Raw genomic sequence first — 24,035 nt, 5'->3', positions numbered from 1 at the left:
CCCCGCGAAATGATCACCTCAGTGACGATGGGAACTGATCTATGCCGTCGGCGGTTGCGCGCAAGGGTGTGCCCCGGCATCGCGATGCAGGGTTGCACGAGGCTTTTTCATCGCGCCGAAAGGCGAGGGTGTCAGAGCGTCGCGGTCAGCGTGTCCATGCGCATGGCGCCGTCGTACCAGTGGAAGAACGGGATCGGTGCGTCGTGGCGCAGCGGGCCATTGGCGAGGCGAATCTCGAGCTGGCGCAGAACCGCCTTGGTCATGTTGTGCGCATCCGCCAGCGGCTCCGACCCGATCTCCACCCATACCAGCTCGACGAGCTCGGCGTCGGCATGCACGACGCCGGGAATGCGATGGGTGATGGCGGAGGCCTCGGCCGAGAAGAAGCGGGTGTCGAAGCGCCGCACGCGTCCCGGCGGGGTGATGGCCCGGGCGATCAGGAACAGGCCCGACGGATCGGGCAGCAGGCCGTTGTCGGTGAACGACTTCCACACGCCGTCGAGTTTGACGGCGCGGCTGTCGTCGACCTTGCGGCCGAGGCAAAGGCCGGTCTCCTCGCAGGCTTCGCGGATCGCGGTGACGGCGAGCGAGCGGGCGCGCGACGGCTCGGTCTTCGGCCGGCCGCGCAACAGGCTTGCTTCGAGCGCGGGCGGGATCGGCGCGGCCACCGGCACGCGGTTGTCGGTCTTGTCGACGCGGCCGCCGGGAAACACGTACTTGCCCGGCATGAACACCACCTTGTCGTGGCGTTTGCCGACCAGCACCTTCGGCCGGCTGCCGCTGCGATCGATCAGGATCAGCGTCGCGGCATCCTTGGGGCGGACATAGGGATGGCTGTCGTCTTCCTTGTCCTTGTTGTTCGGAAAAGCCAGTGGCGCGTTCATCCCGGATCCTGCGTGTTGTTCTTGAAGTGTTGTCTTTTTTGAATTGCCGTCCTCGGGCATGCCGGCGATCGCTAATTCTGCGAGGCGGAAGCGTCCGGCTTGGCCTCGTCGTCGAAGCCGTGCATCCGGAACGCCCATTGCAGCGCCACCACCGCGCCCTTGACCGGCTGCAGCAGAGCAAGCGAGGCGATCACCGTCAATGGCAGATAGATCGCGAGCTGCAGCGCCACCGGCGGCGCATAGTCGGTCTCGATCCACAGTGCCAGCGGCACCACGATGTGGCCGACGATGACGATCACGAGATAGGCCGGCAAGTCGTCGGCGCGATGATGGCTGAAGTCCTGGCCGCACACCGAGCAGCGGTCGGCGACCTTGAGGAAGGCGCGGAACACCTTGCCTTCGCCGCAGCGCGGGCAGCGGCAGCGGAAGCCGCGCTTGATTGCGAGCCAGGCGTCGCGCCTGGGAGGCTCGGCGTCTTTCGGGGTCCAGGTGGACAGCGGGTCCGGTGTCATCGCTTGCCCTTCTTTGGCTTGCCCTTGCGCGCAGTATGCTTGCCGGCCTTGCTCTTCGGCTTGCGCTTGCGGTCGGTTTTGTCGTTGTGGCCGGCCGCCTTGCGGAACTCGGCAGGGCGGGCGTCGGGCGCCCGGCCGCGTTCCGGCCGGCGGCGGCTCCTCGCTGTGGTGCCTTCGGACAGCAGCTCGAAGCGCAATGCACCGGCGACCGGTGCGGCTTCGACGAGGCGCACCTCGACGACATCGCCGAGGCGATGCATGGTTCCGCTGCGCGAGCCGATCAGCGCGTGGCGGGCCTCGTCATAGTTGTAGAACTCGGTGCCGAGCGTGCGGATTGGAATGAGGCCGTCGGCGCCGGTGTCGGTCAGCTTGACGAACAGCCCGGCGCGCGTGACGCCGGAGATCCGCCCCGTAAAGGTCGCGCCGACGCGGTCGGCGAGGAAGTGTGCGATCAGGCGGTCGGCGGTCTCGCGCTCGGCCTTCATCGCGCGCCGTTCGGTCAGCGAGATGCTGGCGGCGATCTCGTTGAGGGTCTCGACGGTTTCGTTATCGGGCAGGGCGCCGGCGCCGAGGCCGAGCGCGCGGATCAGGCCGCGGTGCACGACGAGGTCGGCGTAGCGGCGGATCGGCGAGGTGAAGTGCGCGTAGCGGCGCAGGTTCAGGCCGAAATGGCCGTAGTTCTCCGACGCATATTCGGCTTGCGACTGCGACCGCAGCACCACTTCGTTGACCAGCGGTTCGGCGTCGTGTCCCTTGACCTGCGCCAGCACGCGGTTGAACATTTCGGGACGCAGCGCGCCGCTCTTGGCGAAGTTCATGTCCAGTGTCTTGAGGAATTCCTGAAGATTGTGGACCTTCTCCGCCGTCGGCTGGTCGTGCACGCGGTAGATCAGCGGCAGCGACTTCTTCTCCAGCGTCTCCGCGGCGGCGACGTTGGCGAGGATCATGAATTCCTCGATCAGGCGGTGGGCGTCGAGGCGCTCGGGCACCACGACACGGTCGACGGTGCCGTCGGCCTTCAGCAGGATCTTGCGTTCCGGCAGGTCGAGATCGAGCGGGTCGCGCGCGTCGCGGGCCTGCTTGACGCAGGCATAGGCGGCATAGAGTGGCTCGAGGATGGTCTTGAGCAGCGGGCCGGTGATGTCGTCGGGCCGGCCGTCGATCGCCGCCTGGGCCTGTGCATAGTTCAGCTTCGCCGCCGAGCGCATCAGCACGCGGTGGAAGGTGTGCGAGATCTTGCGGCCGTCGGGGCCGATCACCATGCGTACCGCGAGGGCGCCGCGCGGCTCGGATGGCTTCAGCGAGCACAGGTCGTTGGAGATGCGCTCGGGCAGCATCGGCACGACGCGATCGGGGAAGTACACCGAGTTGCCGCGCTTGAGCGCTTCGCGGTCGAGCGCAGAGCCCGGCCGCACGTAGAACGCGACGTCGGCGATGGCGACATGGACGATGAAGCCGCCGCGGTTGGCCGGATCGGGATCCGGTATCGCGTGCACGGCGTCGTCATGGTCCTTGGCGTCGGGCGGATCGATGGTGACCAGCGCGATGTCGCGCCAGTCCTCGCGGCCTTCCAGCGTCGCAGGGCGCGCGGCCTCGGCTTCGTCCAGCACGGGCCTCGGAAATTCCAGCGGAATCTCGTGGGCATGGATCGCGATCAGGCTGACGGCCTTCTCGGTGCTCAGCGAGCCCAGCCGCTCCTTGACCCGGCCCGCGGGCAGGCCATAGCCGCGGCTGCGCAGCAGGTCGACGCTGACGAGGTCGCCATCCCTGGCGCCGGCGCTGTCGGCCTCGGCGATCGACAGCTCGCGGCCGGCCTGCTTCTTGTCGACAGGAATCAACCGGCCGCCGCCATGGGGCAGGGCGCGGTAGATGCCGAGCACGCGGTTGCGCGCCTGGTCGAGGATCTTGATGACGCGGCCGCGATAGGCGGCGACGTCGTCGCCCTCGATGCGATCGATGCGCAGCAGGGCGCGGTCGCCGACGGCGGCCGCGGTGCCCGGCTGGGGCCGCCGGGGCAGGTAGAGACGGATTTTCGGCGGTTCGCCGTCCTCGCTCCATTCGGCGGGTACGGCGAGCAGCTCGCCGTCCTCGTCCTTGCCGGTGACGTCGGCCACGATGGTCGGCGGCAGCGTCGCCGTCTCGTGCAGGGCCTTGCCCTTCCTGGCGATGACGCCGGTCTCGCGGAGTTCGCGCAGGATGCGCTTGAGCTCGACGCGGGCGGCATTCTTGAGCCCGAATTCGCGGGCGATTTCGCGCGTCCCGACCTTGCCGGGCTGGGCGCGAATGAACGCGACGATGCTGTCCCGGTCAGGGAACGCATCGTGCGCGCGAGGGGTCTTCTTCAATGAGGTCTTGTCTTTCGTTGCTTTGGACATGCGCCGAAAACCGATTCCCCGATTTTCGGATCATGCCTCATCCGCGGGCTTTTCCCGCGGCTTTCTTTGCAATGGGTTTGGCCGGCGCCTTGACCGCCTTCGGCGCCGCAGCGGTGCGGGGCTTGGCCGTCTTGGCGGCGGATTTGGCCGCCGGCTTGGCCGTGGACTTGCCCTTGGCGGCCGGCTTGCCGTCCTCGCCGTCGGCGGCCTTGGCGGTCTTGCCCTTGGCCGGGGCCTTGGCCTTGGCGGCCTTCTTCGGCGCGGCCTTCTTGCCGCCGCTCTTGCCGCCACCCTTGGCCGCGCGCTCGTCGATGAGCGCGATGGCCTCGGCCAGCGTCAGCGCGTCCGGCGCCTTGTCGGACGGGATGGTGGCGTTGATGCCGGCAGCGGTCACATAGGCACCATAGCGGCCGCTCTTGAGGCTGATGGTGCCGTGCTCGGGATGCTCGCCCACGGGCTTGCCGGGATCGGCGCCGAACCGGCGCTTGCTCGGGCCCTTGGCGATCTTGTCGGCGATCAGCGCCACCGCCCGGTTGAGGCCGATGGTGTAGACGTCGTCGCCGGCCTCGAGGCTGGCATAGGTCTTGTTGTGCTGGACGTAGGGACCGAAGCGGCCGATGCCGGCCTTGATCGGCTCGCCATCCTCGGGATGGATGCCGACCTGGCGTGGCAGCGCCAGCAGCTTGAGCGCGAGCTCGAGCTCGACATCGCCCGGCGACATGCCCTTGGGAATGCCGGCGCGCTTGGGCTTCTCCTCCTCGGCGTAGTCCTTCTGCTCGCCGAGCTGGATGTAGGGTCCGAACCGGCCCGACTTCACCGCGACGTCGAAGCCGGTGTCCGGATCCTGGCCGAGCACGCGGTCGCCGCCGCCTTCGCCGCCAGAGGCGAGCGGGCGGGTGTAGCGGCATTCCGGATAGTTCGAGCAGCCGACGAAGGCGCCGAACTTGCCGGCCTTGAGGTTGAGCCGGCCGGTGCCGCAGGTCGGGCACTGGCGCGGATCGCCGCCGTCCTCGCGCGGGGTGTAGATGTGCGGACCCAGCATCTCGTCCAGCACGTCAAGCACCTGCGAGACGCGCACGTCCTTGATGTCGTTGATGGCGCCGACGAAGTCCTGCCAGAAGTCCTTGAGGACCTGCTGCCAGGAGATCTCGTTGTTGGAGATGCGGTCGAGCTGCTCTTCGAGGTTCGCGGTAAAGTCGAACTCGACATAGCGCGCGAAGAAGTTTTCCAGGAACGCGATCACGACGCGGCCCTTGTCCTCGCCGTGCAGCCGCTTCTTGTCGAGCTTCACATAGCCGCGGTCCTTGAGCACCTGAATGATCGAGGCGTAGGTCGAGGGGCGGCCGATGCCGAGCTCTTCCATGCGCTTGACCAGCGAGGCTTCGGAGAAGCGCGGCGGCGGCTCGGTGAAATGCTGGTTGACCGCGAGGCCCTCGCGCTTGAGCGCTTCGCCCTCGCTCATGGCAGGCAGGCGGCGGCTGTCGTCGTCGTCGCCGGCGTCGTCGGTGCCTTCGGTATAGAGCGCGAGGAAGCCGTCGAACTTGACCACCTGGCCGGTGGCGCGCAGCTCCAGCGTGCGGGCGCCGGCCTTGGCGGTGATGTCGACGGTGGTGCGCTCGAGCTCGGCCGATTCCATCTGGCTGGCGATGGTGCGCAGCCAGATCAGCTCATAGAGCTTGGCCTGGTCCGGATCGAGCTTCTTGGCCATGTCGCGCGGACGGCGCGACAGGTCGGTCGGGCGGATGGCTTCGTGCGCTTCCTGGGCGTTCTTGGCCTTGGTCTGGTACTGGCGCGGCTGCTCCGGCACGTACTCGCGGCCGTAGTCCTCGCCGATCACCTTGCGCGCCTGGACGATCGCCTCGTTGGCGATCTGCACGCCGTCGGTACGCATATAAGTGATGAGGCCGGTGGTTTCGCCGCCGAGATTGACGCCTTCATAGAGGCGCTGGGCGATGCGCATGGTAATCGCCGGCGCGAAGCCGAGCTTGCGGCTCGCTTCCTGCTGCAGCGTCGAGGTCGTGAACGGGGCGTAGGGGTTGCGGCGCGCGGGCTTGGCTTCCACCGTGGACACGGTGAAGTTCGCCGCCTCGATCGCCTTCTTGAAGTCTTCGGCTTCCGCGCCCGAGCCGATGTCCAGGCGCTGGATCTTCTTGCCGTCGGCGCCGACGAGGCGAGCCTCGAAATTGTCGCCGCGCGGCGTCGACAGCGTCGCGACCAGCGACCAGTACTCGCGGGCGACGAACTTCTCGATCTCCAGCTCGCGGTCGCAGACGAGGCGCAACGCCACCGACTGCACGCGGCCGGCGGAGCGGGCGCCGGGCAGCTTGCGCCACAGCACCGGGGAGAGGTTGAAGCCGACCAGGTAGTCGAGCGCCCGGCGCGCCATGTAGGCGTCGACCAGGGCGCCGTCGATCTGGCGCGGATGCTTCATCGCCTCGGTGACGGCCTGCTTGGTGATGGCGTTGAACACCACACGCTCGATTTCCTGGTCCTTGAGCGCGCGCTTTTCCTTGAGCACCTCCAGGACGTGCCAGGAAATGGCTTCTCCCTCGCGATCAGGGTCGGTCGCCAGGATGAGCTTGTCGGCGCCCTTGACGGCGCGGGCGATGTCGTTGAGCCGGCCGGCCGCCTTGGCGTCGACTTCCCAGATCATCTTGAAATTGGACTCTGGATCCACCGATCCATTCTTGGCCGGCAGGTCGCGAACATGGCCGAACGAGGCCAGAACCTCGTAGGACGACCCCAAATACTTATTGATCGTCTTGGCCTTTGCGGGCGACTCGACAATAACGATATTCATGTCTTTCCAATAACTTATGGGAAGAATGCAAGCCGATTCCGCGAGAGTCGCGCCGGCCACGCTGGCCGATACATGGGTAAATCGGCCGGTCCTGTCAAATGGACATCCGGTGATCGCTTAAGGAACCGGCAAGGCTGCAGGCCGATTTCAGGCCAATTTCATATACATATGGTTTTGCGTTCAGAGATTCACAACCTGTGGACGTGTCGTTTTTAGCGGTATTTTAGCACCGCAGATGGGCCGGGGGTATCCGTCCGTCAGCTGCGCTCGTCCGTGGCGAGCGGCAAAACTGCAGCTGCCTGAATTGTCGGGCCACAACGCGGCAGCATCTTTCTGGCGTGATGACGACAGCCGGGGCAGTCCGCGATCAGCCGCGCAGTGCGGCGAGGCTGCCGCCGGGCCGTTCGAGCCGGCCAGCGAGCTCGAGCTCCAGCAACACCGTACGCACCACGGCGGGCGAACTGCCCGACAGGCGGATGAGATCGTCGATGCTCACGGGCGTGGGACCGAGCAGGGCGACGATGCGGCTGCGCTCGCCTGTGTCCGGATCGATGCCGGGCGGATCGGCGTCGGGCTCGCGCATCGCCGGCTGCCACTGCCCGAGGATCGGCTGCACGACATCGATGACGTCGGCGGCCGAGGTGATGAGCGCCACGCCCTGCTTGATCAGGCCGTTGGTGCCGGCGCAGCGCGGATCGAGCGGCGATCCCGGCACCGCGAACACCTCGCGGCCCTGTTCGGCGGCGAAGCGTGCGGTAATCAGCGAGCCGGAGCGCTCCGCCGCTTCCACCACCACGACGCCGAGCGACAGGCCCGAGATCAGGCGGTTGCGGCGCGGAAAGTCGTGGGCGCGTGCGGTATGGCCGAGCGCCATCTCCGAAACAGCGCATCCCGCCGACCGCGTGATTGCGGCAAACAGGTCGGCATGCTCAGGCGGATAGATGCGGTCGAGGCCGCCGGCCAGCACCGCGACCGTGCCGCCGGCGAGCGCGGCGCGATGCGCGGCCTGGTCGATGCCGCGCGCGAGTCCCGAGACGACGACGAAGCCCGCGTCGCCGAGATCGTGGGCCAGCGTCTGCGCGAACTTCTGCCCGGCAGCGGAGGCATTGCGCGCGCCGACGATGGCGAGCATCGGCCGCTGCAGCGCCTCGATCGCGCCGTGCACGGCAAGCAGCGGGGGCGGATCGTCGATCTGTACCAGGCGGGACGGGTAGGTGGTCTCGGTGCAGGCGAGCAGGCGTACGCCGAGCCGCTGCGCATCAGTGAGCTCGCGGTCCGCGTCCGCGACGCTGCAGACCCGGCCCGCCCGCACGGCGCCGCCGCGGCGTGCCAATTCAGGCAGGGCGCCGAGCGCGGCGGATGCGCTGCCGCAGCGGCGCAGCAGCATGTGGAAGGTCCGGGGGCCGACATGCTCGCTGCGGATCAGCCGCAGCCAGTCGCGCCGCTCCGTGTCGGTCAGCGATGAAACGTCGAGCGGCTGGCTGTCCACGTCGATCTCCCCGGCGGGAGATCAGTGTCGCGCAACTTTGTCATGGCGACAATCGCTTCGGGGAGACCAGGTCAGCCCTTGCCGCCGATCCGGCTCTCGGTGCCGTTCATCAGGCGCTCGATGTTGGGGCGGTGCTTCCACCACAGCAGCAACGTCAGCACCACGAACAGAACCGCCAGCGGATAGTGGCCGAACCACCACAGCGACAGCGGCGTCACTGCGCTGGCGACCAGCGCCGCGAGCGAGGAGTAGCGGGAGGTCGCGGCGGTGGCCAGCCAGACCACGGCGAAGGCGAGAGCCGCCGGCCAGAACAGCCCGAGCAGCACGCCGATATAGGTGGCGACGCCCTTGCCGCCCTTGAAATTGAGCCACACCGGGAAGAGATGGCCGAGGAAGGCGCCGAGCGCCGCCGCCATGGCGGCCTCCGGCCCGGCCGTGAAGCCGGCGATGATCACCGCGACCGTACCCTTGAGCAGGTCGCCGACCAGGGTGGCTGCGGCGAGGCCCTTGCGGCCGGTGCGCAGGACGTTGGTGGCGCCGATGTTGCCGGAGCCGATGGCGCGGATGTCGCCGCCGCCGGCGAGCCTGGTCAGGATCAGCCCGAACGGGATCGATCCCAGGAGGTAGCCGAGCGCGAGAGCCGCCAGCAGCATCAGTTCACGCGACATTGCATTTCCTTGCGGTGGAGCCGAGCGATCGGGACATCCTGCCACATCATTGGATATTTCTCCTCATGATTGGTGAGGAGATCTGGTTCACTGCGCACCGCAGCACATGTCCGGCCGCGTCAGACCAGCTCGAACACCGTGCGGCCGCCGATGATGGTGCGCTCGACCCGGCCTGAGAATTTCGCCTCGTCGAAAGGCGTGTTCTTGCAGGCCGACTTGAGGTCGGCGGGATCGAGCACCCACGGCACCTCGGTGTCGATCACGATGATGTCGGCCGGCGCGCCGGGGCGCAGCGTGCCGCCGGGCAGGCCGAGCAGCTCGGCCGGCCGCGTCGACATGGCGCGGATCAGGGCGGGCAGCTTGAGGCCGTCATTGTGCACGAGGCGCAGCGCCGCCGGCAGCATGGTCTCGAGCCCGATGGCGCCGGCCGCGGCCTCCGCGAACGGCAGGCGCTTGGTCTCGACATCCTGTGGATTGTGGTCCGACATCACCACGTCGATCAGGCCCGACGCCACCGCGGCGGCGAGGGCCAGGCGGTCGTTCTCGCTGCGCAGCGGCGGCGCCAGCTTGAGGAAGGTGCGATAGGGGCCGATGTCGTTCTCGTTCAGCGTCAGGTGGTTGATCGAGACCGAGGCGCTGACGTTGAGGCCGGCGTCGCGGGCGCGGCGCAGGATCTCCAGCGACTCCGCGCAGGAGATCGAGGCGGCATGGTAGCGGCCGCCGCTCAGCGCCACGAGGCGCATGTCGCGCTCCAGTACCACGGCCTCGGCGGCCGTGGGGATGCCGAGCAGGCCGAGGCGCGAGGCGAATTCGCCTTCGTTCATGACGCCGTCGCCGACCAGCTGCGGGTCCTCGGTGTGGTGCACGATCAGCGCGTCGAAGTCGCGGGCGTAGGTCAGCGCGCGGCGCATCACCTGGGCGTTCATCACGCTGTGGCTGCCGTCGGTGAAGGCGACGGCGCCTGCGGCCTTGAGCAGGCCGATCTCGGTCATCTCCTCGCCGCGCATCCCCTTGGTCAGCGCCGCCATCGGATGGATGTTGACGATCGCGGTGTCGCGGGCGCGGCGCAGCACGAAGTCCACCGTCGCCGAGTTGTCGATCACCGGCGAGGTGTCGGGCTGGCAGATGATGGTGGTGATGCCGCCGGCGGCAGCGGCGCGGCTCGCGGACGCAAAGGATTCGCGATGGCTCGCGCCGGGTTCGCCGACGAAGGCGCGCATGTCGATCAGGCCGGGGGCGACGACCTTGCCGGCGCAGTTGACGATGTCGGTGCCCTCGGGGACGCCGGCGGCGCCGATGCCGCGGCGAGCGTCGCGGATGACGCCGTCGGCGATCAGCACGTCGCCGGGGCCGTCGAGGTCGCGCGACGGATCGATGATGTGCGCGTTGGCGAGCAGGATGGGGCGGCGGTCGGTCAGCATGGCATCACGCGTTCGGCAGGTTGCGGGCGAGCGCTTCCAGCACCGCCATGCGCACGGCGACGCCCATCTCGACCTGTTCGCGGATCAGCGACTGCGCGCCGTCGGCCACGATGGAGTCGATCTCGACGCCGCGGTTCATCGGTCCGGGGTGCATCACCAGCGCGTCCGGCTTGGCGTAGGACAGCTTCTTCTGGTCGAGCCCGAAATACTGGAAGTACTCGCCGCTGGAGGGGATCAGCGAGCCGTTCATGCGCTCGCGCTGCAGGCGCAGCATCATGACGATATCAGCGCCGTTGAGGCCCTCGCGCATGTCGCGCGCGACCTCGACGCCCATGCGCTCGATGCCCGGCGGCAGCAGGGTGGAGGGGGCGACGACGCGCACCCGCGCACCCATGGTGTTGAGCAGGATGATGTTGGAACGCGCCACGCGCGAATGCATGACGTCGCCGCAGATCGCGATCAGCAGGCCCTCGAGCCGGCCCTTGTTGCGGCGGATGGTCAGCGCGTCGAGCAGCGCCTGGGTCGGATGCTCGTGGGCGCCGTCGCCGGCATTGATCACCGAGCCGTCGACCTTGCGGGCGAGCAGTTCCACTGCGCCGGAGGCGTGGTGGCGCACCACCAGAATGTCCGGGTGCATCGCGTTCAGCGTAACCGCGGTGTCCATCAGGGTCTCGCCCTTGCGCATGGAGGACGATGACACCGACATGTTCATGACGTCGGCGCCGAGACGCTTGCCGGCGATCTCGAACGACGACTGGGTGCGGGTGGAGGCCTCGAAGAACAGGTTGACCTGGGTGCGCCCGCGCAGGTCGGAGCGCTTCTTGTCGACCTGGCGGTTGAGCTCGACATACTCTTCGGCGAGGTCGAGCAGGCCGGAAATGTCGTGATGGGAAAGGCCTTCGATCCCCAGCAAATGCCGGTGGGCGAAGACAAAGGACGATTTCGGTGCTGCGGTCATTAAAGCAAGACCTATAGGGACAGTTGCAAAGCGGGGCAAGGTGGAATTCCCGGCCGCCGACTTATCCCCCGTTTGCGCGCCGCAAGGGCCGCCGCCGCGCCGGCTTGCTTTTGCCGGGCCTGCGTGGTCGGTGACTTTTCCTTGATCGGGAGATGAAAATGGAACGCGCCGCAGTCCACGGTTTCGCCGCCGTTTGCCGGCGGTGGGGCGCATGGGCGGCGCTGGCGGTGGTTCTGGCCGGCGCGACCGGCGCGGCGACCGCCCAACGGTTGCCGGATGACTTTATTTATCTGCGCGCCGTCGCCCCGACCATCCGCCAGGATATCCGCTATGCCGGGGTCAACAATTTCGTCGGCCGGCGGCTGCCGGGCTACGAGGCCGCCGAATGCATCGTGAAGCGGCCGGTGGCGGAGGCACTGTCACTGGTGCAAGGCGATCTCGCGCGCCAGGGGCTGTCGCTGAAGGTCTACGACTGCTACCGGCCGGTGCGAGCGGTGCAGGCGATGGTGGCGTGGTCCCGCGATGGCGTCGAGACGCCGGCCCAGCACGCCTACAATCCGGCGTTCCGCAAGGCGGACCTGTTCCGCCTCGGCTACATCGCCGAGCGCTCCGGTCATTCCACCGGCGCCGCCGTCGATCTGACGCTGGTGCAGCGCGCCGCATCCGTGGCGGCCCCGTTCGATCCGAACCGCCTCTACGGCGATTGCACGGCGGACGCCGCCCGCCGCGCGCCCGATGACAGCGTCGACATGGGAACCGGCTACGACTGCTCGGACATCAAGGCGCACACGGCAGCCGCCGGCATCACGCCGGCGCAGCGGCGCTGGCGGCAGCTGCTGGTCGCGGCCATGGCGAAGCACGGCTTTGTCAACTACGCCAAGGAGTGGTGGCACTTCTCGCTGCCGGGGGCGGCCGGCGCGGCGCAGGATTTCGCCATCAGGCCGGCCACGCGCTGACCGCGCCCGTTCGCCGCGAGCGGTCCTGATGCAAAGCGGGCGCGAAAGGCATAGTCTCCTGCAACCATTCGTTTCGACAGGACCCAGCTTCATGACGAACGCGCCGTTCGCGACCCACGAAGTCCTCAACCAGTCCCCGCCATTCGAGGACGTCAACCTGTTCGCGCTGGACCGGCCGCTGGTCGAGGCGGTGCGGGCGGCGGCGGGCGATGGCGCGCAGGACGAGCTCGCGGCCTTCGGCGGCCACTGGGGTTCGGCGGCGATGGCCGAGCGCGGTCGCATCGCCAACGAGAACGGTCCGAAGCTGCGCCTGTTCGACGCCAAGGGCTTTCGCCGCGACGTCGTCGAATTCCACCCGGCCTACCACGAGCTGATGGCGCACAGCGCCCATGGCGGCCTGCATAACTCGACCTGGAGCGCACAGGGCGGCCCGGCGGGCGGCAGCGCGGAGGTGATCCGCGCGGCGAAATTCTTCATCGCCTCCCAGGTCGAGACCGGGCACCTGTGTCCGATCACCATGACGCGCGCCGCGGTCGGAGCGCTGGCGACCGACCCGGCGCTGCTCGCTGCGGTGATGCCGGTGCTCGGCACCCGCAGCTACGATCCGGCGTTCGCGCCGTGGCCGCAGAAGCGTGGCATGACCATGGGCATGGGCATGACCGAGAAGCAGGGCGGCACCGACGTGCGCGCCAACATGACCCGTGCCGAGCCCGACGGCGACGCCTACCGCATCACCGGCCACAAGTGGTTCATGTCGGCGCCGATGTGCGACGCCTTCCTGGTGCTGGCGCAGGCCAAGGGCGGGCTGACCTGTTTCTTCATGCCGCGCTTCACGCCTGACGGGCGGGTCAACGAGATCCATTTCCAGCGCCTCAAGGACAAGCTCGGCAACCGCTCCAATGCATCGTCCGAGGTCGAGTTCACCGGCGCGTATGCGCTGCGGCTCGGCGAGGAGGGGCGCGGCGTGCCCACCATCATCCAGATGGTGTCGCTGACGCGCCAGGACTGCGCCATCGCCTCCAGCGGCCTGATGCGCTCGGGGCTCGCGCATGCGCTGCATCACGCGCGTCACCGCAGCGTGTTCCAGAAGCATCTCGCCGACCAGCCGCTGATGCGCAGCGTGCTCGCCGACATGGCGCTGCATGTCGAGGCGTCGACGGCCTTGACGTTCCGCCTCTGTCATTCCTTCGACCGTGCTCCGGCCGACGCCGGCGAGGCGGCGCGGATGCGGCTGCTGACGCCGGTGGTGAAGTACTGGACCTGCAAGAGCGCGCCCGGCTTCCTCTATGAGGCGATGGAGTGCCTTGGCGGCAACGGCTATGTCGAGGACGGCATTCTGGCGCGCCATTACCGCGAGGCGCCGGTCAACGCGATCTGGGAAGGCTCGGGCAATGTCATGTGCCTCGATGTGCTGCGGGCGCTGGCGCGCGAGCAGGACGCGGCACAGGCGGTGCTGGCTGGGCTCGCCGGCGAGACGCTGGGCCTGTCGGGCGCCGCAGACGCCGTTGCGTTCGTGGCGAAAGCCTTGCGTGGCGCCGACAGTGAGCGTCTCGCGCGCGCCGCGGTCGAGAAGCTGGCGCTGCTGGCTGCCACGGCGGCCTTGAACGGCATTCATCCGGCGCATGCCGAGCTATTCGCCCGCACCCGCCTGACGGATGCACGCGGCGATTTCTATGGCTCGGCCGATCTGTCGGTTGATGAGAGCCGCGGCCTGCTGGCGCGGGCGCTGCCGGAGGGGTAGGCCGCGCGGCCAAAGTAATCCGTCATCCTGACCTTATACTCCGTAACTCCGTCATCTTGAGGTGCGCGCTCTTGCGCGCCTCGAAGGATGGAAGGCCCGGACCTCGCAGCTTGGGTCGTCCCACCTTGCAGCTCGGGCCGTCGCCCTTCGAGGGCCATGCTTTGCATGGCCACCTCAGGGTGACGGATTATGTCGTTTCAAATCGCGGTTTAACGCACCAAGGCCAGCGCGAGCGGCATGGTGATCGCGGCCAGCGCGGTCTGCAGGGTGATGATCTGCGCCAGCAACGGCGCGTCGCCGCCCATCTGGCGCGCCAGCACATAGGCGCTCGACGAGGTCGGCACCGCGGCGCAGCAGACGACGACCGCGAGATTGGCGCCGTCGAGGTGGAACACCAGCGCCAGGCTGGCGGCGATCAGCGGCATGACCGCGAGCTTGAGCACGACGGCCGCGACCGTCGCCGGCCCGACGCGCAGCAGGCCATCGAGCCGCAGGCCGGCGCCGGTGACAAGCAGGCCGACGGCGAGCGAGGCGCTGCCGAGCGCATTGCCGAACTGAAAAACCGGTGCAGGAACCGGCCGGCGCGTCAGGCTGATGGCGATGCCGATCAGGCAGGCCCAGATCAGCGGATTGCGCACGATGAGGCCGAGCACCTGCCAGCGCGTCAGCGGCGTCGACGCCGCATAGCGCGTCATCACCGCGACGCTGAGCACGTTGAGGATCGGCACCATCGCGACCGTGGCGACGGAGGCCAGCGTCAGGCCGAGGGCGCCATAGAGATTGCCGACGACCGACAGCGCCACATAAGTCTGGAAGCGCGTCGCGCCCTGGAACACGGAGGTGAAGGCCGGGCCGTCGACGCCGAGGCGGGCGAGCAACGGCCGGATCACGAGGCTCAGCGCGGAGGTGGCGAGCGCGGCGAGCAGGAGCGCGAAGCCGACGTCCGCGGCCGGCACGGACGCGAGGTCAGCGCGCGCCAGTGTCACGATCAGCAGCGCCGGGAACAGAACGTAGTAGACGATGCGTTCGAGGCCGAGCCAGTGGCCGTCTTCGGGCAGCAGCGTGCGGCGCAGGACGAGGCCGAGAGCGATCAACATGAACACCGGCAGCAGGGCGTTCAGGACGACCAGCATGCCTCAGGCCGTCTCACCGGAGCGGCGCAGCGTGGCGAGGCGGTCGAGCGCGCCCTGCAGGATGAAGATCGCGGCATGCTCGTCGATCACCTTGGCGCGCTTGGCCCGGCTGGCGTCGGCGGCGATCAGCTCGCGCTCGACCGCCGCGGTCGACAGCCGCTCGTCCCACAGGCCGATCGCAAGATCCGTCAGCCGGGCGAAGTTGCGGGCGAAGGCGCGGGTCGACTGCGCGCGCGGGCCTTCGCTGCCGTCCATGTTGATCGGCAGGCCGAGGATGAAGCCGACGACGCTGCGCTCGGCGGCGAGCGCCAGCAGGCGGTTGGCGTCGGCGGTGAAGGCGGTGCGGCGCACCGTTTCGACGCCGGTCGCGACGCGGCGGTCGGGATCGCTGACCGCGACACCGATGGTCTTGGTGCCGAGGTCGAGGCCGATCAGCGCGCCACGTTCAGGCCAGTGCGTGGCGGCGTCGATGAGAGGAAGGATTGGCGCGGGCATCGCTATCGCTTAACACGTGCTCCGCAATCGACGCAAAGCGGGAATGGCGCTGTGGATGCATTGACCTGGTTCGGACTGTTCGCGGTGTCGGCGATGCTGGTGTGCTATGCGCTGGAGCAGCGCAGTCCCTGGTTCGTGCTGGGCTTCGCAGCCGCCTGTGCTCTGGGGTCGGCGTACGGCTTTCTGCAGGGCGCCTGGCCGTTCGGCGTCGTCGAGGCGATCTGGTCGCTGGTGGCCCTGCGGCGCTGGTGGACCAGGCCTCGGGCCTGACGCATGGCGACGGCCGTCGGCGCGCCCGCCGGTTCCCGCCGCGGCAATATGTAAAATGCTCCGCAGATCAGCATGTTGATGGCCGGCTGGGGATAGGCCGGCCGCCGATGGAGTTGGCGTGCGCCGCCGAAATGCTCTATACGGCGGCTGAATGCGGCCCGATGGCCGCCAGGCTTGACCATCGGATGCGGCTCCCGGCCTCGCATGGGCGGAGAGGGCATCCGGACCTTGAGGATCACGTTGATGTCAGTCGATGCGGCCACCGTGCGCAAGATCGCCCATCTCGCACGGATCGCGGTCAAGGACGAGGAGGTCGCCCACCTGCAGGGCGAACTCAACGCCATGCTGGCGTTCGTCGAGCAGCTCTCCGAGGTCGACGTCGCCGGCGTCGAGCCGATGACGTCGGTGACCCCGATGAACATGAAGAAGCGCCACGACGTGGTCAGTGACGGCGAGATCGTCGACCGGGTGGTCGCCAACGCGCCCGCCACCGAGGATCACTTCTTCCTGGTGCCGAAGGTGGTCGAGTAACCGGCGAGCCCGGAGAGATCGCAATGTGCCTGCTGTGCGACGACGAGAAAGCCTATCAGGCCTACATGGCCTACCTCGACGCGATGGAGCGTCAGGGCAAGGACGCCGACCAGGACAAGGCGATGGACGCCGCGCTCGCGGTGCTGACCTCCTCGAAGCCGATTCCGGACACCACGCTCTCGACTCATACGCCCGCGGTCTCCGTGCCGCCCCGCTCTCCTTTCTCCTGCGATCCGGTTGATGAATGACTGATCTCACCTCGCTGTCCCTGTCGGATGCCCGCGACGGACTTCAAGCCAAATCCTTCACCGCTCTCGAACTGACCGACGCGCACATCGTGGCGATCGAGCAGGCGCGGGCGCTCAACGCCTATGTGCTGGAGACGCCGGAACAGGCGCGCACGATGGCGCGCGCCGCCGATGGCCGGATCGCCAGCGGACAGGCCGGTCCCCTGGAGGGCATCCCGCTCGGCGTGAAGGATCTGTTCGCGACGAAGGGCGTGCGCACCACGGCCTGCTCGAACATTCTCGGCAACTTCGTGCCGCCCTACGAATCCACCGTGACCTCGCAGCTGTGGCGCGACGGTGCGGTGATGCTCGGCAAGCTCAACAATGACGAGTTCGCCATGGGCTCGTCGAACGAGACCTCGGCGTTCGGTGCGGTGGTCAATCCATGGCGCCGCGAGGGATCGGACACGCGGCTCGTGCCCGGCGGCTCGTCCGGCGGCTCGGCCGCGGCGGTCGCCGCCAACCTCTGCCTCGGCGCCACCGGCACCGACACCGGCGGATCGATCCGCCAGCCGGCGGCGTTCACCGGCATCGTCGGTCTCAAGCCGACCTATGGCCGCTGCTCGCGCTGGGGCGTCGTCGCCTTCGCCTCGTCGCTCGACCAGGCCGGTCCGTTCGCACGGACCGTGCGCGACACCGCGATCCTGATGCGCTCGATGGCCGGCCACGATCCCAAGGATACGACCTCCGTGGACGTGCCGGTGCCGGACTACGAGGCCGCCGTCGGCCGTTCGGTGAAGGGCATGAAGATCGGCATTCCCAGGGAGTACCGTATCGACGGCATGCCGGCGGAGATCGAGAAGCTGTGGGGCGAGGGCGCCGAATGGCTGAAGGCCGCGGGCGCCGAACTCGTCGAGGTGTCGCTGCCGCACACCAAGTACGCGCTGCCGGCCTACTATATTGTCGCGCCGGCGGAGGCGTCGTCGAATCTCGCCCGCTATGACGGCGTGCGCTATGGCCTGCGCGAACCCGGCCGCAACATCGTCGACATGTACGAGAACACACGCGCCGAGGGGTTTGGCGCCGAGGTGCGCCGCCGTGTCATGATCGGCACCTATGTGCTGTCGGCCGGCTACTATGACGCCTACTACCTGCGCGCCCAGAAGGTGCGCACCCTGATCAAGAAGGACTTCGAGGACTGCTTTGCCAGGGGCGTCCACGCCATCCTGACGCCGGCGACGCCGTCGGCGGCGTTCGGCATCGGCGAGCGCGGCGGCGCCGATCCGGTGGAAATGTACCTCAACGACATCTTCACGGTGACCGTGAACATGGCGGGCCTGCCGGGCATCGCGGTTCCCGCGGGCAAGGACAGCCAGGGGCTGCCGCTCGGCCTGCAGCTGATCGGCCGGCCGTTCGACGAGGAGACGCTGATCTCGCTGGGGTCGGTGGTCGAGAAGTCGGCCGGGCACTTTACGCCCAAGCGGTGGTGGTGACGGTTACGCGCACGCGCGCATTAACCTGGAGTTCTGGTTTTCGCCTCACGCTGCGGCGGGATTGCGAGACACGGTGACGGATCGCGCCGATGGCGCGGGACGGAATGCGGGGGCGGCGGGGGCGTCGGCTCGGGAGTGGGTAGAGTGCGTTGGTGGCGTTTTGCGGCAGTCATGGTGGTCAGCGCGCTGGCGGTGGCCGGCTGCGCCTCGGTCTACAACCTGCCGTCCAACCAGCCGCTCGGCACGGCGCAGCCCGCCAATATCGGTGTCGGCACCGAGCCGGCGTTCGATGGCGACGTAGTTTTGGCGCTGTCGTTCTCGGGCGGCGGAACCCGAGCTGCCGCGTTCTCGTTCGGCGTGCTCAATGAACTCGAGCGGGTGCGTTTCGGCAAGGAGACGCTGCTCGACCGCGTCGATTTCGTGTCCGGCGTGTCCGGCGGGTCGGTCACTGCAGCCTACTATGGCCTGAAGCGGCGCAACGCGCTGGCCGACTTCCGCGAGCGCTTCCTGCTGCGCAATGCCGAGGAGGGGCTGCGCACCGAGCTCAGCCTCGGCAATCTTGGCCGCGCGCTCGGCGGCGGTGTCAACGACAGCCAGTTCTCGCGCTGGCTCGACCACAACGTCTTCGAGGGGACGACCTTCTCGGCGTTCCGGGGGGATCGCCCGACCGTCTGGATCAACGCCTCCGACATCTACAACCGCGTGCCCTTCATTTTCGGCAAGGACACGTTCGATGCGCTGTGCAGCGACATCTCGTCCTATCGCATCGCGGATGCAGTCGCGGCCTCTGCCGCGGTGCCGGTGGCGTTCGCGCCGATCGTGCTGCAGACGTTTCCCGGCGGATGCGCGACGCGGCTGCCCGACTGGGTCGAGCGTGCGCGCAGCAATGCGGCCACGCAACCGTTGCTGCGGTCCTATGCGTCGGCGCTCGGGCGCTACCACGATGGCGACATGAAATTCGTGAAGCTGCTCGATGGTGGCCTCGTCGACAACTACGGGCTCTCCGGGCTGAGCATCGGCATCCTGGCCGCGCAGCGGCCGTTCGAGCCGATGACCGAGCATCAGGCGGCGCGGGTGCGGCGGATCATGTTCCTGGTGGTCGATGCCGGACGTGGCGTGTCCGGCGACTGGGCGAACCGTCTCGAAGGGCCGTCAGGCGTCGACCTTGTCGCCGCCGCCGCCGACACCGCGATCGATGCCAGCGTGCGGTCGAGCTACGCGGCGTTCAGCGCGCTGATCAACGACTGGACGTTCAAGGTGCGCCGCTGGCGCTGCGGGTTGTCTGCCGCCGAGCGTGCCCGGCTCGGCCTGCCGCCGGGCTGGAAGTGCAACGATGTGGTGGCGTTCGTCGACCGCATCGGTTTCGACCGGCTGGGCGCGCCGCGCTCGGGACTGCTGGAAGCGATCCCGACGCGCCTTGCGCTGCCGCCCGAGCAGGTCGATATGCTGATCGAGGGCGGCGCCGACGCGCTGCGCCGGAGCACGGCGTTCCAGTCGTTCCGGCAGGGCCTGTGACGCATCGGCCGCGGGGCGGAAGCGCCGCCGGACTTGACTGGCTGCCGCCGTTGCGCGAAGCGAAACTGAACATTGGCCCGGACGCCGTCCGGCGCGCCCGAACCTGGACAATGCCATGAACGCACCCGTGAAATCCTCGAAGCTGATCAAGGGCGCCACCGGCGACTGGGAGGTCGTGATCGGGCTGGAGATCCATGCCCAGGTCACCTCGAAGTCGAAGCTGTTCTCTGGCGCCTCGACCGAATTCGGCGGCGATCCCAACAGCCACGTCTCGCTGGTGGATGCGGCGATGCCGGGCATGCTGCCGGTAATCAACGAGGAATGCGTGGCGCAGGCGGTGCGCACCGGGCTCGGCCTCAAGGCCCGGATCAACCTGTCGTCGGTGTTCGACCGCAAGAACTACTTCTATCCGGACCTCCCGCAGGGCTACCAGATCAGCCAGTACAAGTCGCCGATCGTCGGTGAGGGCACCGTGATCGTCGACCTGCCCGAGGGCGAGACCTTTTCGGTCGGCATCGAGCGGCTGCACCTCGAGCAGGATGCCGGCAAGCTGCTGCACGACCAGCACCCGACCATGACGTTCGTCGACCTCAATCGCTCCGGCGTCGCGCTGATGGAGATCGTGTCGAAGCCCGACCTTCGTTCTTCGGAACAGGCCAAGGCCTATGTCAGCAAGCTGCGCACCATCCTGCGCTATCTCGGAACCTGCGACGGCGACATGGAGAAGGGCAGCCTGCGCGCCGACGTCAACGTGTCGGTGCGCCGCCCCGGCGAGCCGTTCGGTACCCGCTGCGAGATCAAGAACGTCAACTCGATCCGGTTCATCGGCCAGGCGATCGATTACGAGGCGCGCCGCCAGATCGGCATCATCGAGGACGGTGGGGTGATCGAGCAGGAGACGCGCCTGTTCGACGCCGGCAAGGGCGAGACCCGCTCGATGCGCTCCAAGGAAGAGGCGCACGACTATCGCTACTTCCCCGATCCGGATCTCTTGCCGCTCGAGTTCACGCAAGCCTATGTCGACGACCTCGAGGCCCATCTGCCGGAGCTGCCCGACGAAAAGAAGGCCAGATTCATCAGCGACTTCGGTCTCAAGGCGGATGATGCTGGCGTGCTGGTGAGCGAGCGCGAGAGCGCCGACTTCTATGAAGCCGTGCTGGGGACGCTCGCCGACAAGGCGCGCGACGGCAAGCTTGCCGCCAACTGGGTCATCAACGAGCTGTTCGGGCGCCTCAACAAGGAAGGCAAGGATATTGCCGCCTCGCCGGTGTCGGCGGCGCAACTCGGCGCGATCATCGACCTGATCGGAGAAGGAACCATCTCCGGCAAAATCGCCAAGGACCTGTTCGAGATCGTCTGGACCGAGGGCGGCGATCCGCGCGCGGTGGTCGAGGCGCGCGGCATGAAGCAGGTCACCGATCTCGGCGCGATCGAGAAGGTGGTCGACGACATCATTGCAGCCAACCCGGACAAGGTGGCGCAGGCGCAGGCGAAGCCGGCGATGGTCGGCTGGTTCGTCGGCCAGGTGATGAAGTCGTCCGGCGGCAAGGCCAATCCGCAGGCGGTCAACGATCTTCTCAAGGCGAAGCTCGGTCTCTGAGCGAACGCATCGCTCACTGAGCGATCGCGCGACGGCGCCAATGTCGCGCCGTCGTCGGAGCGCGCGCGTCCATCATCATCACGACGACGCGTCGTCGCGACACCTCAACGACGATTTCACAACGTCGCTCGCTCGCGAATCGGTCGCAGCGATTCGCGCCGGCGCGACGCGTTTGACCAGTGCTGCGGGTGCATGGCGGCGCAACGACTGAAAATAAATTTGTTGCCAACTTTGCCGACTCAGAGTCCGCGACGGGCGATTTTGCGAGTCGCCGCGACTCGCCGCAATCGTTGGTGAACGAACATGCGCAACGAAGCTGATTCAGGATAGGCCTTAATTTAAGGCACTTATTCGATGTTGACACGCTGCTGTCGGGACTTCTTGCACGTCGCGACGATGAAGTCGCGCGTTTGCTGCGGTGTCGCTCGCGAACGTGCGCGTCGTAACGCGCGGCGCAGGCGTCAACACTTCCTTAAGCGGGACACTGTTTTTTTCCATGTGTTGGTGTAATCCAAGAGAAGTGCATTTCGATTCCCGAATGCACGAAGCGATTAAGCCATCTCACATCTGACGGAGGGCAACATGGCCAAGAAAGCGAAGAAGGCGAAGAAGGCAGTGAAGAAGGTCGCGAAGACCGCGGCGAAGAAGACTGCCAAGAAGACCCGCAAGGTCGCCAAGAAGAAGAAGTAAGGCTTCGCCTTATGGATTGCTGGCGGCTTTGCCGGCATCGTCTTGAGGGCGCCTTTCAGGATCCGCGCAAGCGGCGATCGGACAGCTCGCTCTGAATGACGAAAGAGGGTGTCGGCGAGACATCAGGTCAGGCGACCAGATCGTCACTTTCATCGGGGTATGCTCGGATGAAGGCCGGTCTGGTGGAAACGATCACAAGTCGTTTGCGGACTCCGGTTCGCAATTTCACCAGCGGCTTCGTCTGCGTGAGATCTCGATCCTGACGTGTTCACCGACGCCCTCGTTCTTCCGCAGCCGGTCCGAGGGCCGGCTTTTTTATTTTGATCCCCGCACATCGTCGTTCTGGTCTCCGGTTGCATGCAGCCGGTGCGTGTTCGCGTGCGTCACGCGGCGCGCGGACGACGGGTTGGCGCGATGGTTACCGCGACGGCAAGGCGGACGGTAAACCGAATCCTGCCGAATCGCGGAAGGCCTTGTAATCGGACAGCTTTTTGCCCCCGGGGCGCGGCCATGTGGCGCCTGCTTTCACCTTCGATTCATCGCGATACTTAAACTGCTCTTCAAATTTGATGGGTCATCATCCCTGCAACACGCCGGGCCAAACCGGCGGTCAGGGAAGGCGGCACTCGGACAATTGGACAGGAGCCGCGGCGGTGTTTTCGGCGGACGGTCGTTGCGGACCGCGCCGGCAAAAGATGGGGAAGTGTCATGTTGCAGTTCGAGATCGATGTCGCCGCGGCGATTCCTGCCGAAGCCAGCAATGATCCTGACGTTCTGTTCGACCTCGGCATCGTCTGCTCGAGCGGCCGGACCGGCGTCGTCGACCTGGTGTCCGCCCACAAGTGGTTCAACCTCGCCGCGCTGAAGGGCCGTTCGGACGCGGTGTCGATGCGTCGCGAGATCGCGGCGATGATGTCGGACGCCGAGATCGCGCTGGCGCAGCGCGAAGCCCGCGCCTGGGTGACCACGCACTGAGGCCTGCTCAGGTCCGGCGCACGGCGGGACGTTGCGTCCGGCCGAACTGATCTGTCGCCGAGACGGCGACAGATCAGGCGAACCGGCCAGCGAAATCCAGCAGCACACGATTGAACAGCGCCGGCCGTTGCAGCGGCGCGAAGTGGCTGACGTCCGGCAGCACGATCAGCTCAGCTCCCGGGATCGTTCGGGCGAGGTACGCCGCGTGCTCGGGCTTGATGAACTCGTCATGCTCGCTCTGCACGATCGTGACCGGCACGCGGATGGCGGCGAGATCACGCGCGGACGCGTTGGGCTGTGTCGCCATCATCAGGGTGACGGCCTCGCTGAAGGCCTTGAACCGGTCCGGCGTCGCCGACAGGGCCGCATAATCCATGGCGTGCCGCTCGAGGCAGCGGCTGATGACCGGACCGAGACCCTCGATGGGCCTGGCGCCGCTCGGATCCATGTTGCAGCCGAAAAAGAACACCGCCGAGACGCGGGAGGGCACGGTCATCGCCAGGATGAGGGCGATACAGGCGCCGTCGCTCCAGCCGACGAAGGCGGCCTTGCCGAGCTGCAGCTCGTCCATCACCGCCACGACATCCGATGCCATCAGCTCGTAGGAGAACGGACGTTCATCGCGGGTGCTGCGGCCGTGACCCCGGCTGTCGATGACCACGACCTGATACCCCGCTTCGACGAGCGCCGGAACCTGATAACCCCAGTTGCCGCTGTGGCCGAGACCGCCGTGCAGCAGGATCACCGGCGCGCCCGCGCCATAGACGGCATGCCAGATCCGCGCTCCCCCGGTTGCGACATGGCCCTGATGACGGGCCGGCGGCAGCGAGGGAGCGCCGCTGGCTGCAAACTGGACGAGGTCGTCGTCGTGATCGATCGCCATGGCAGGGCTCCTTGTGTGGTCGAGGCGCCGTTTCGGGGCTGGCACTCAGCCGCGCTGACGCTGGTATTGCCGGGGTGAACAGGCCATCGTCCTCTTGAAAGCCGTGCTGAAGGCGCTTTCGGAATCATAGCCCAGCGAGAATGCGATCGCCGCGATCGTCTCGCCGGACTGGCGCAGCCGGTCGCCGGCGATGAGCATCCGCCATCGCGTCAGATAGGCCATCGGCGTTAAGCCGACACGCTGCCTGAACCGCTCGGCGAAAATCGTGCGCGACATGCCGGCCAGTTGCGCGAGCTCCTCCAGGGACCAGCGACGGGCCGGCTCGGTGTGCATGGCGCGCAGCGCAGCGCCGAGCTGACGGTCGGCGAGGGCGAAGAACCATCCGACACGCGGGTGCGGCGTTGTCTGGCCCGATGTCT

Annotated in this window: 21 protein-coding genes (1 of these 21 cut by a window edge); 9 read left to right on the top strand and 12 right to left on the bottom strand. The window is 67.6% G+C overall.

Features of this window, described 5'->3' with window-relative positions; all coding sequences use genetic code 11:
• Positions 1–131 precede the first annotated feature (131 nt).
• From JQ639_RS13190 to JQ639_RS13155, 8 genes are all read right to left on the bottom strand, one after another.
• Positions 132–884, bottom strand: coding sequence for an NUDIX hydrolase (locus tag JQ639_RS13190; protein WP_211970875.1), 753 nt, complete (start codon positions 882–884; stop codon positions 132–134).
• Between the two features lie 71 nt (positions 885–955).
• Complete coding sequence (locus tag JQ639_RS13185) at positions 956–1,396, bottom strand: DUF983 domain-containing protein (RefSeq protein WP_211970880.1); 441 nt, start codon at positions 1,394–1,396, stop codon at positions 956–958.
• A complete protein-coding gene (rnr, locus tag JQ639_RS13180; protein WP_211970894.1) occupies positions 1,393–3,771 on the bottom strand; it encodes a ribonuclease R in 2,379 nt (792 codons plus the stop codon). Before rnr ends, JQ639_RS13185 begins: the two co-directional genes overlap by 4 nt.
• 37 nt (positions 3,772–3,808) lie before the next feature.
• On the bottom strand, positions 3,809–6,571 hold the full coding sequence (gene topA, locus JQ639_RS13175) for a type I DNA topoisomerase (protein ID WP_211970896.1): 2,763 nt from the start codon (positions 6,569–6,571) through the stop codon (positions 3,809–3,811).
• A 367-nt stretch (positions 6,572–6,938) separates the two neighbouring features.
• A complete protein-coding gene (gene dprA / locus JQ639_RS13170) occupies positions 6,939–8,066 on the bottom strand; it encodes a DNA-processing protein DprA (protein WP_371745190.1) in 1,128 nt (375 codons plus the stop codon).
• A gap of 65 nt (positions 8,067–8,131) precedes the next feature.
• Positions 8,132–8,728, bottom strand: coding sequence for a glycerol-3-phosphate 1-O-acyltransferase PlsY (plsY, locus tag JQ639_RS13165; protein ID WP_371745189.1), 597 nt, complete (start codon positions 8,726–8,728; stop codon positions 8,132–8,134).
• 119 nt (positions 8,729–8,847) lie between these two features.
• Positions 8,848–10,149 (bottom strand): dihydroorotase, encoded by a 1,302-nt coding sequence (locus tag JQ639_RS13160; protein ID WP_211970902.1) that lies wholly within the window; start codon positions 10,147–10,149, stop codon positions 8,848–8,850.
• A gap of 4 nt (positions 10,150–10,153) precedes the next feature.
• The gene (locus tag JQ639_RS13155; protein WP_211970904.1) at positions 10,154–11,107 is read right to left on the bottom strand and encodes an aspartate carbamoyltransferase catalytic subunit; all 954 of its coding nucleotides are present in this window, start codon (positions 11,105–11,107) and stop codon (positions 10,154–10,156) included.
• Between the two features lie 158 nt (positions 11,108–11,265).
• On the opposite strand from JQ639_RS13155, the gene JQ639_RS13150 reads away from it, so the two are divergent.
• Both JQ639_RS13150 and JQ639_RS13145 read left to right on the top strand, forming a co-directional pair.
• Positions 11,266–12,063 (top strand): M15 family metallopeptidase, encoded by a 798-nt coding sequence (locus JQ639_RS13150; RefSeq protein ID WP_211970906.1) that lies wholly within the window; start codon positions 11,266–11,268, stop codon positions 12,061–12,063.
• Positions 12,064–12,154: 91 nt separating this feature from the next.
• Entirely contained in the window at positions 12,155–13,804 is a 1,650-nt protein-coding gene (locus JQ639_RS13145) for an acyl-CoA dehydrogenase family protein (protein WP_211970908.1), read from the top strand.
• 209 nt (positions 13,805–14,013) lie between these two features.
• On the opposite strand, the gene JQ639_RS13140 is transcribed toward JQ639_RS13145, so the two are convergent.
• Positions 14,014–14,937: an AEC family transporter gene (locus JQ639_RS13140; protein WP_211970910.1), complete on the bottom strand. Its 924-nt coding sequence runs from the start codon at positions 14,935–14,937 to the stop codon at positions 14,014–14,016.
• A gap of 3 nt (positions 14,938–14,940) precedes the next feature.
• Positions 14,941–15,432 carry a Holliday junction resolvase RuvX gene (ruvX, locus tag JQ639_RS13135; protein WP_211970912.1) on the bottom strand — a complete coding sequence of 164 codons (492 nt, stop codon included), beginning with the start codon at positions 15,430–15,432 and terminating at the stop codon, positions 14,941–14,943.
• A 51-nt stretch (positions 15,433–15,483) separates the two neighbouring features.
• Between ruvX and JQ639_RS13130 the strand changes: the two genes are divergently transcribed.
• From JQ639_RS13130 to JQ639_RS13100, 7 genes are all read left to right on the top strand, one after another.
• On the top strand, positions 15,484–15,702 hold the full coding sequence (locus JQ639_RS13130) for a hypothetical protein (RefSeq protein WP_211970914.1): 219 nt from the start codon (positions 15,484–15,486) through the stop codon (positions 15,700–15,702).
• Between the two features lie 243 nt (positions 15,703–15,945).
• Positions 15,946–16,233: an Asp-tRNA(Asn)/Glu-tRNA(Gln) amidotransferase subunit GatC gene (gene gatC, locus JQ639_RS13125; protein ID WP_211970916.1), complete on the top strand. Its 288-nt coding sequence runs from the start codon at positions 15,946–15,948 to the stop codon at positions 16,231–16,233.
• 23 nt (positions 16,234–16,256) lie between these two features.
• Positions 16,257–16,481 (top strand): hypothetical protein, encoded by a 225-nt coding sequence (locus JQ639_RS13120; protein WP_211970940.1) that lies wholly within the window; start codon positions 16,257–16,259, stop codon positions 16,479–16,481.
• Positions 16,478–17,953 (top strand): Asp-tRNA(Asn)/Glu-tRNA(Gln) amidotransferase subunit GatA, encoded by a 1,476-nt coding sequence (gatA, locus tag JQ639_RS13115; protein ID WP_211970918.1) that lies wholly within the window; start codon positions 16,478–16,480, stop codon positions 17,951–17,953. The genes JQ639_RS13120 and gatA overlap by 4 nt, the downstream gene beginning before the upstream one ends.
• Positions 17,954–18,124: 171 nt before the next feature.
• Complete coding sequence (locus JQ639_RS13110; RefSeq protein WP_211970938.1) at positions 18,125–19,468, top strand: patatin-like phospholipase family protein; 1,344 nt, start codon at positions 18,125–18,127, stop codon at positions 19,466–19,468.
• A 115-nt stretch (positions 19,469–19,583) separates the two neighbouring features.
• Positions 19,584–21,068 (top strand): Asp-tRNA(Asn)/Glu-tRNA(Gln) amidotransferase subunit GatB, encoded by a 1,485-nt coding sequence (gatB, locus tag JQ639_RS13105; RefSeq protein WP_211970920.1) that lies wholly within the window; start codon positions 19,584–19,586, stop codon positions 21,066–21,068.
• 1,398 nt (positions 21,069–22,466) lie between these two features.
• Entirely contained in the window at positions 22,467–22,733 is a 267-nt protein-coding gene (locus JQ639_RS13100; RefSeq protein WP_211970922.1) for a hypothetical protein, read from the top strand.
• Between the two features lie 73 nt (positions 22,734–22,806).
• Here JQ639_RS13100 and JQ639_RS13095 read toward each other — a convergent pair whose 3' ends face one another.
• Complete coding sequence (locus tag JQ639_RS13095) at positions 22,807–23,616, bottom strand: alpha/beta fold hydrolase (protein ID WP_211970924.1); 810 nt, start codon at positions 23,614–23,616, stop codon at positions 22,807–22,809.
• Positions 23,617–23,661: 45 nt separating this feature from the next.
• Positions 23,662–24,035 carry the 3' portion of an AraC family transcriptional regulator gene (locus tag JQ639_RS13090; RefSeq protein ID WP_211970926.1) on the bottom strand. Its footprint extends 571 nt past the window's final position, so the window shows 374 of its 945 coding nt (coding positions 572–945); its start codon lies beyond the right edge, outside the window — the gene reads right to left on this strand; it ends in the stop codon at positions 23,662–23,664.

The organism is Bradyrhizobium sp. U87765 SZCCT0048 (genome assembly GCF_018131225.1).
Taxonomy (GTDB): Bacteria; Pseudomonadota; Alphaproteobacteria; order Rhizobiales; family Xanthobacteraceae; genus Bradyrhizobium_A.
The sequence above is the reverse complement of the archived record's forward strand: the minus strand, read 5'-3'. Positions and strand labels throughout refer to the sequence as shown.

What these genes read in the sequence shown, in the direction of transcription:
- JQ639_RS13190 (WP_211970875.1), bottom strand. Translation starts at nt 884, where the DNA reads ATGAACGCGCCACTGGCTTTTCCGAACAACAAGGACAAGGAAGACGAC.
- JQ639_RS13185 (WP_211970880.1), bottom strand. Translation starts at nt 1,396, where the DNA reads ATGACACCGGACCCGCTGTCCACCTGGACCCCGAAAGACGCCGAGCCT.
- rnr (WP_211970894.1), bottom strand. Translation starts at nt 3,771, where the DNA reads ATGTCCAAAGCAACGAAAGACAAGACCTCATTGAAGAAGACCCCTCGC.
- topA (WP_211970896.1), bottom strand. Translation starts at nt 6,571, where the DNA reads ATGAATATCGTTATTGTCGAGTCGCCCGCAAAGGCCAAGACGATCAAT.
- plsY (WP_371745189.1), bottom strand. Translation starts at nt 8,728, where the DNA reads ATGTCGCGTGAACTGATGCTGCTGGCGGCTCTCGCGCTCGGCTACCTC.
- JQ639_RS13160 (WP_211970902.1), bottom strand. Translation starts at nt 10,149, where the DNA reads ATGCTGACCGACCGCCGCCCCATCCTGCTCGCCAACGCGCACATCATC.
- JQ639_RS13155 (WP_211970904.1), bottom strand. Translation starts at nt 11,107, where the DNA reads ATGACCGCAGCACCGAAATCGTCCTTTGTCTTCGCCCACCGGCATTTG.
- JQ639_RS13150 (WP_211970906.1), top strand. Translation starts at nt 11,266, where the DNA reads ATGGAACGCGCCGCAGTCCACGGTTTCGCCGCCGTTTGCCGGCGGTGG.
- JQ639_RS13145 (WP_211970908.1), top strand. Translation starts at nt 12,155, where the DNA reads ATGACGAACGCGCCGTTCGCGACCCACGAAGTCCTCAACCAGTCCCCG.
- JQ639_RS13140 (WP_211970910.1), bottom strand. Translation starts at nt 14,937, where the DNA reads ATGCTGGTCGTCCTGAACGCCCTGCTGCCGGTGTTCATGTTGATCGCT.
- ruvX (WP_211970912.1), bottom strand. Translation starts at nt 15,432, where the DNA reads ATGCCCGCGCCAATCCTTCCTCTCATCGACGCCGCCACGCACTGGCCT.
- gatC (WP_211970916.1), top strand. Translation starts at nt 15,946, where the DNA reads ATGTCAGTCGATGCGGCCACCGTGCGCAAGATCGCCCATCTCGCACGG.
- JQ639_RS13120 (WP_211970940.1), top strand. Translation starts at nt 16,257, where the DNA reads ATGTGCCTGCTGTGCGACGACGAGAAAGCCTATCAGGCCTACATGGCC.
- gatA (WP_211970918.1), top strand. Translation starts at nt 16,478, where the DNA reads ATGACTGATCTCACCTCGCTGTCCCTGTCGGATGCCCGCGACGGACTT.
- JQ639_RS13110 (WP_211970938.1), top strand. Translation starts at nt 18,125, where the DNA reads ATGGTGGTCAGCGCGCTGGCGGTGGCCGGCTGCGCCTCGGTCTACAAC.
- gatB (WP_211970920.1), top strand. Translation starts at nt 19,584, where the DNA reads ATGAACGCACCCGTGAAATCCTCGAAGCTGATCAAGGGCGCCACCGGC.
- JQ639_RS13100 (WP_211970922.1), top strand. Translation starts at nt 22,467, where the DNA reads ATGTTGCAGTTCGAGATCGATGTCGCCGCGGCGATTCCTGCCGAAGCC.
- JQ639_RS13095 (WP_211970924.1), bottom strand. Translation starts at nt 23,616, where the DNA reads ATGGCGATCGATCACGACGACGACCTCGTCCAGTTTGCAGCCAGCGGC.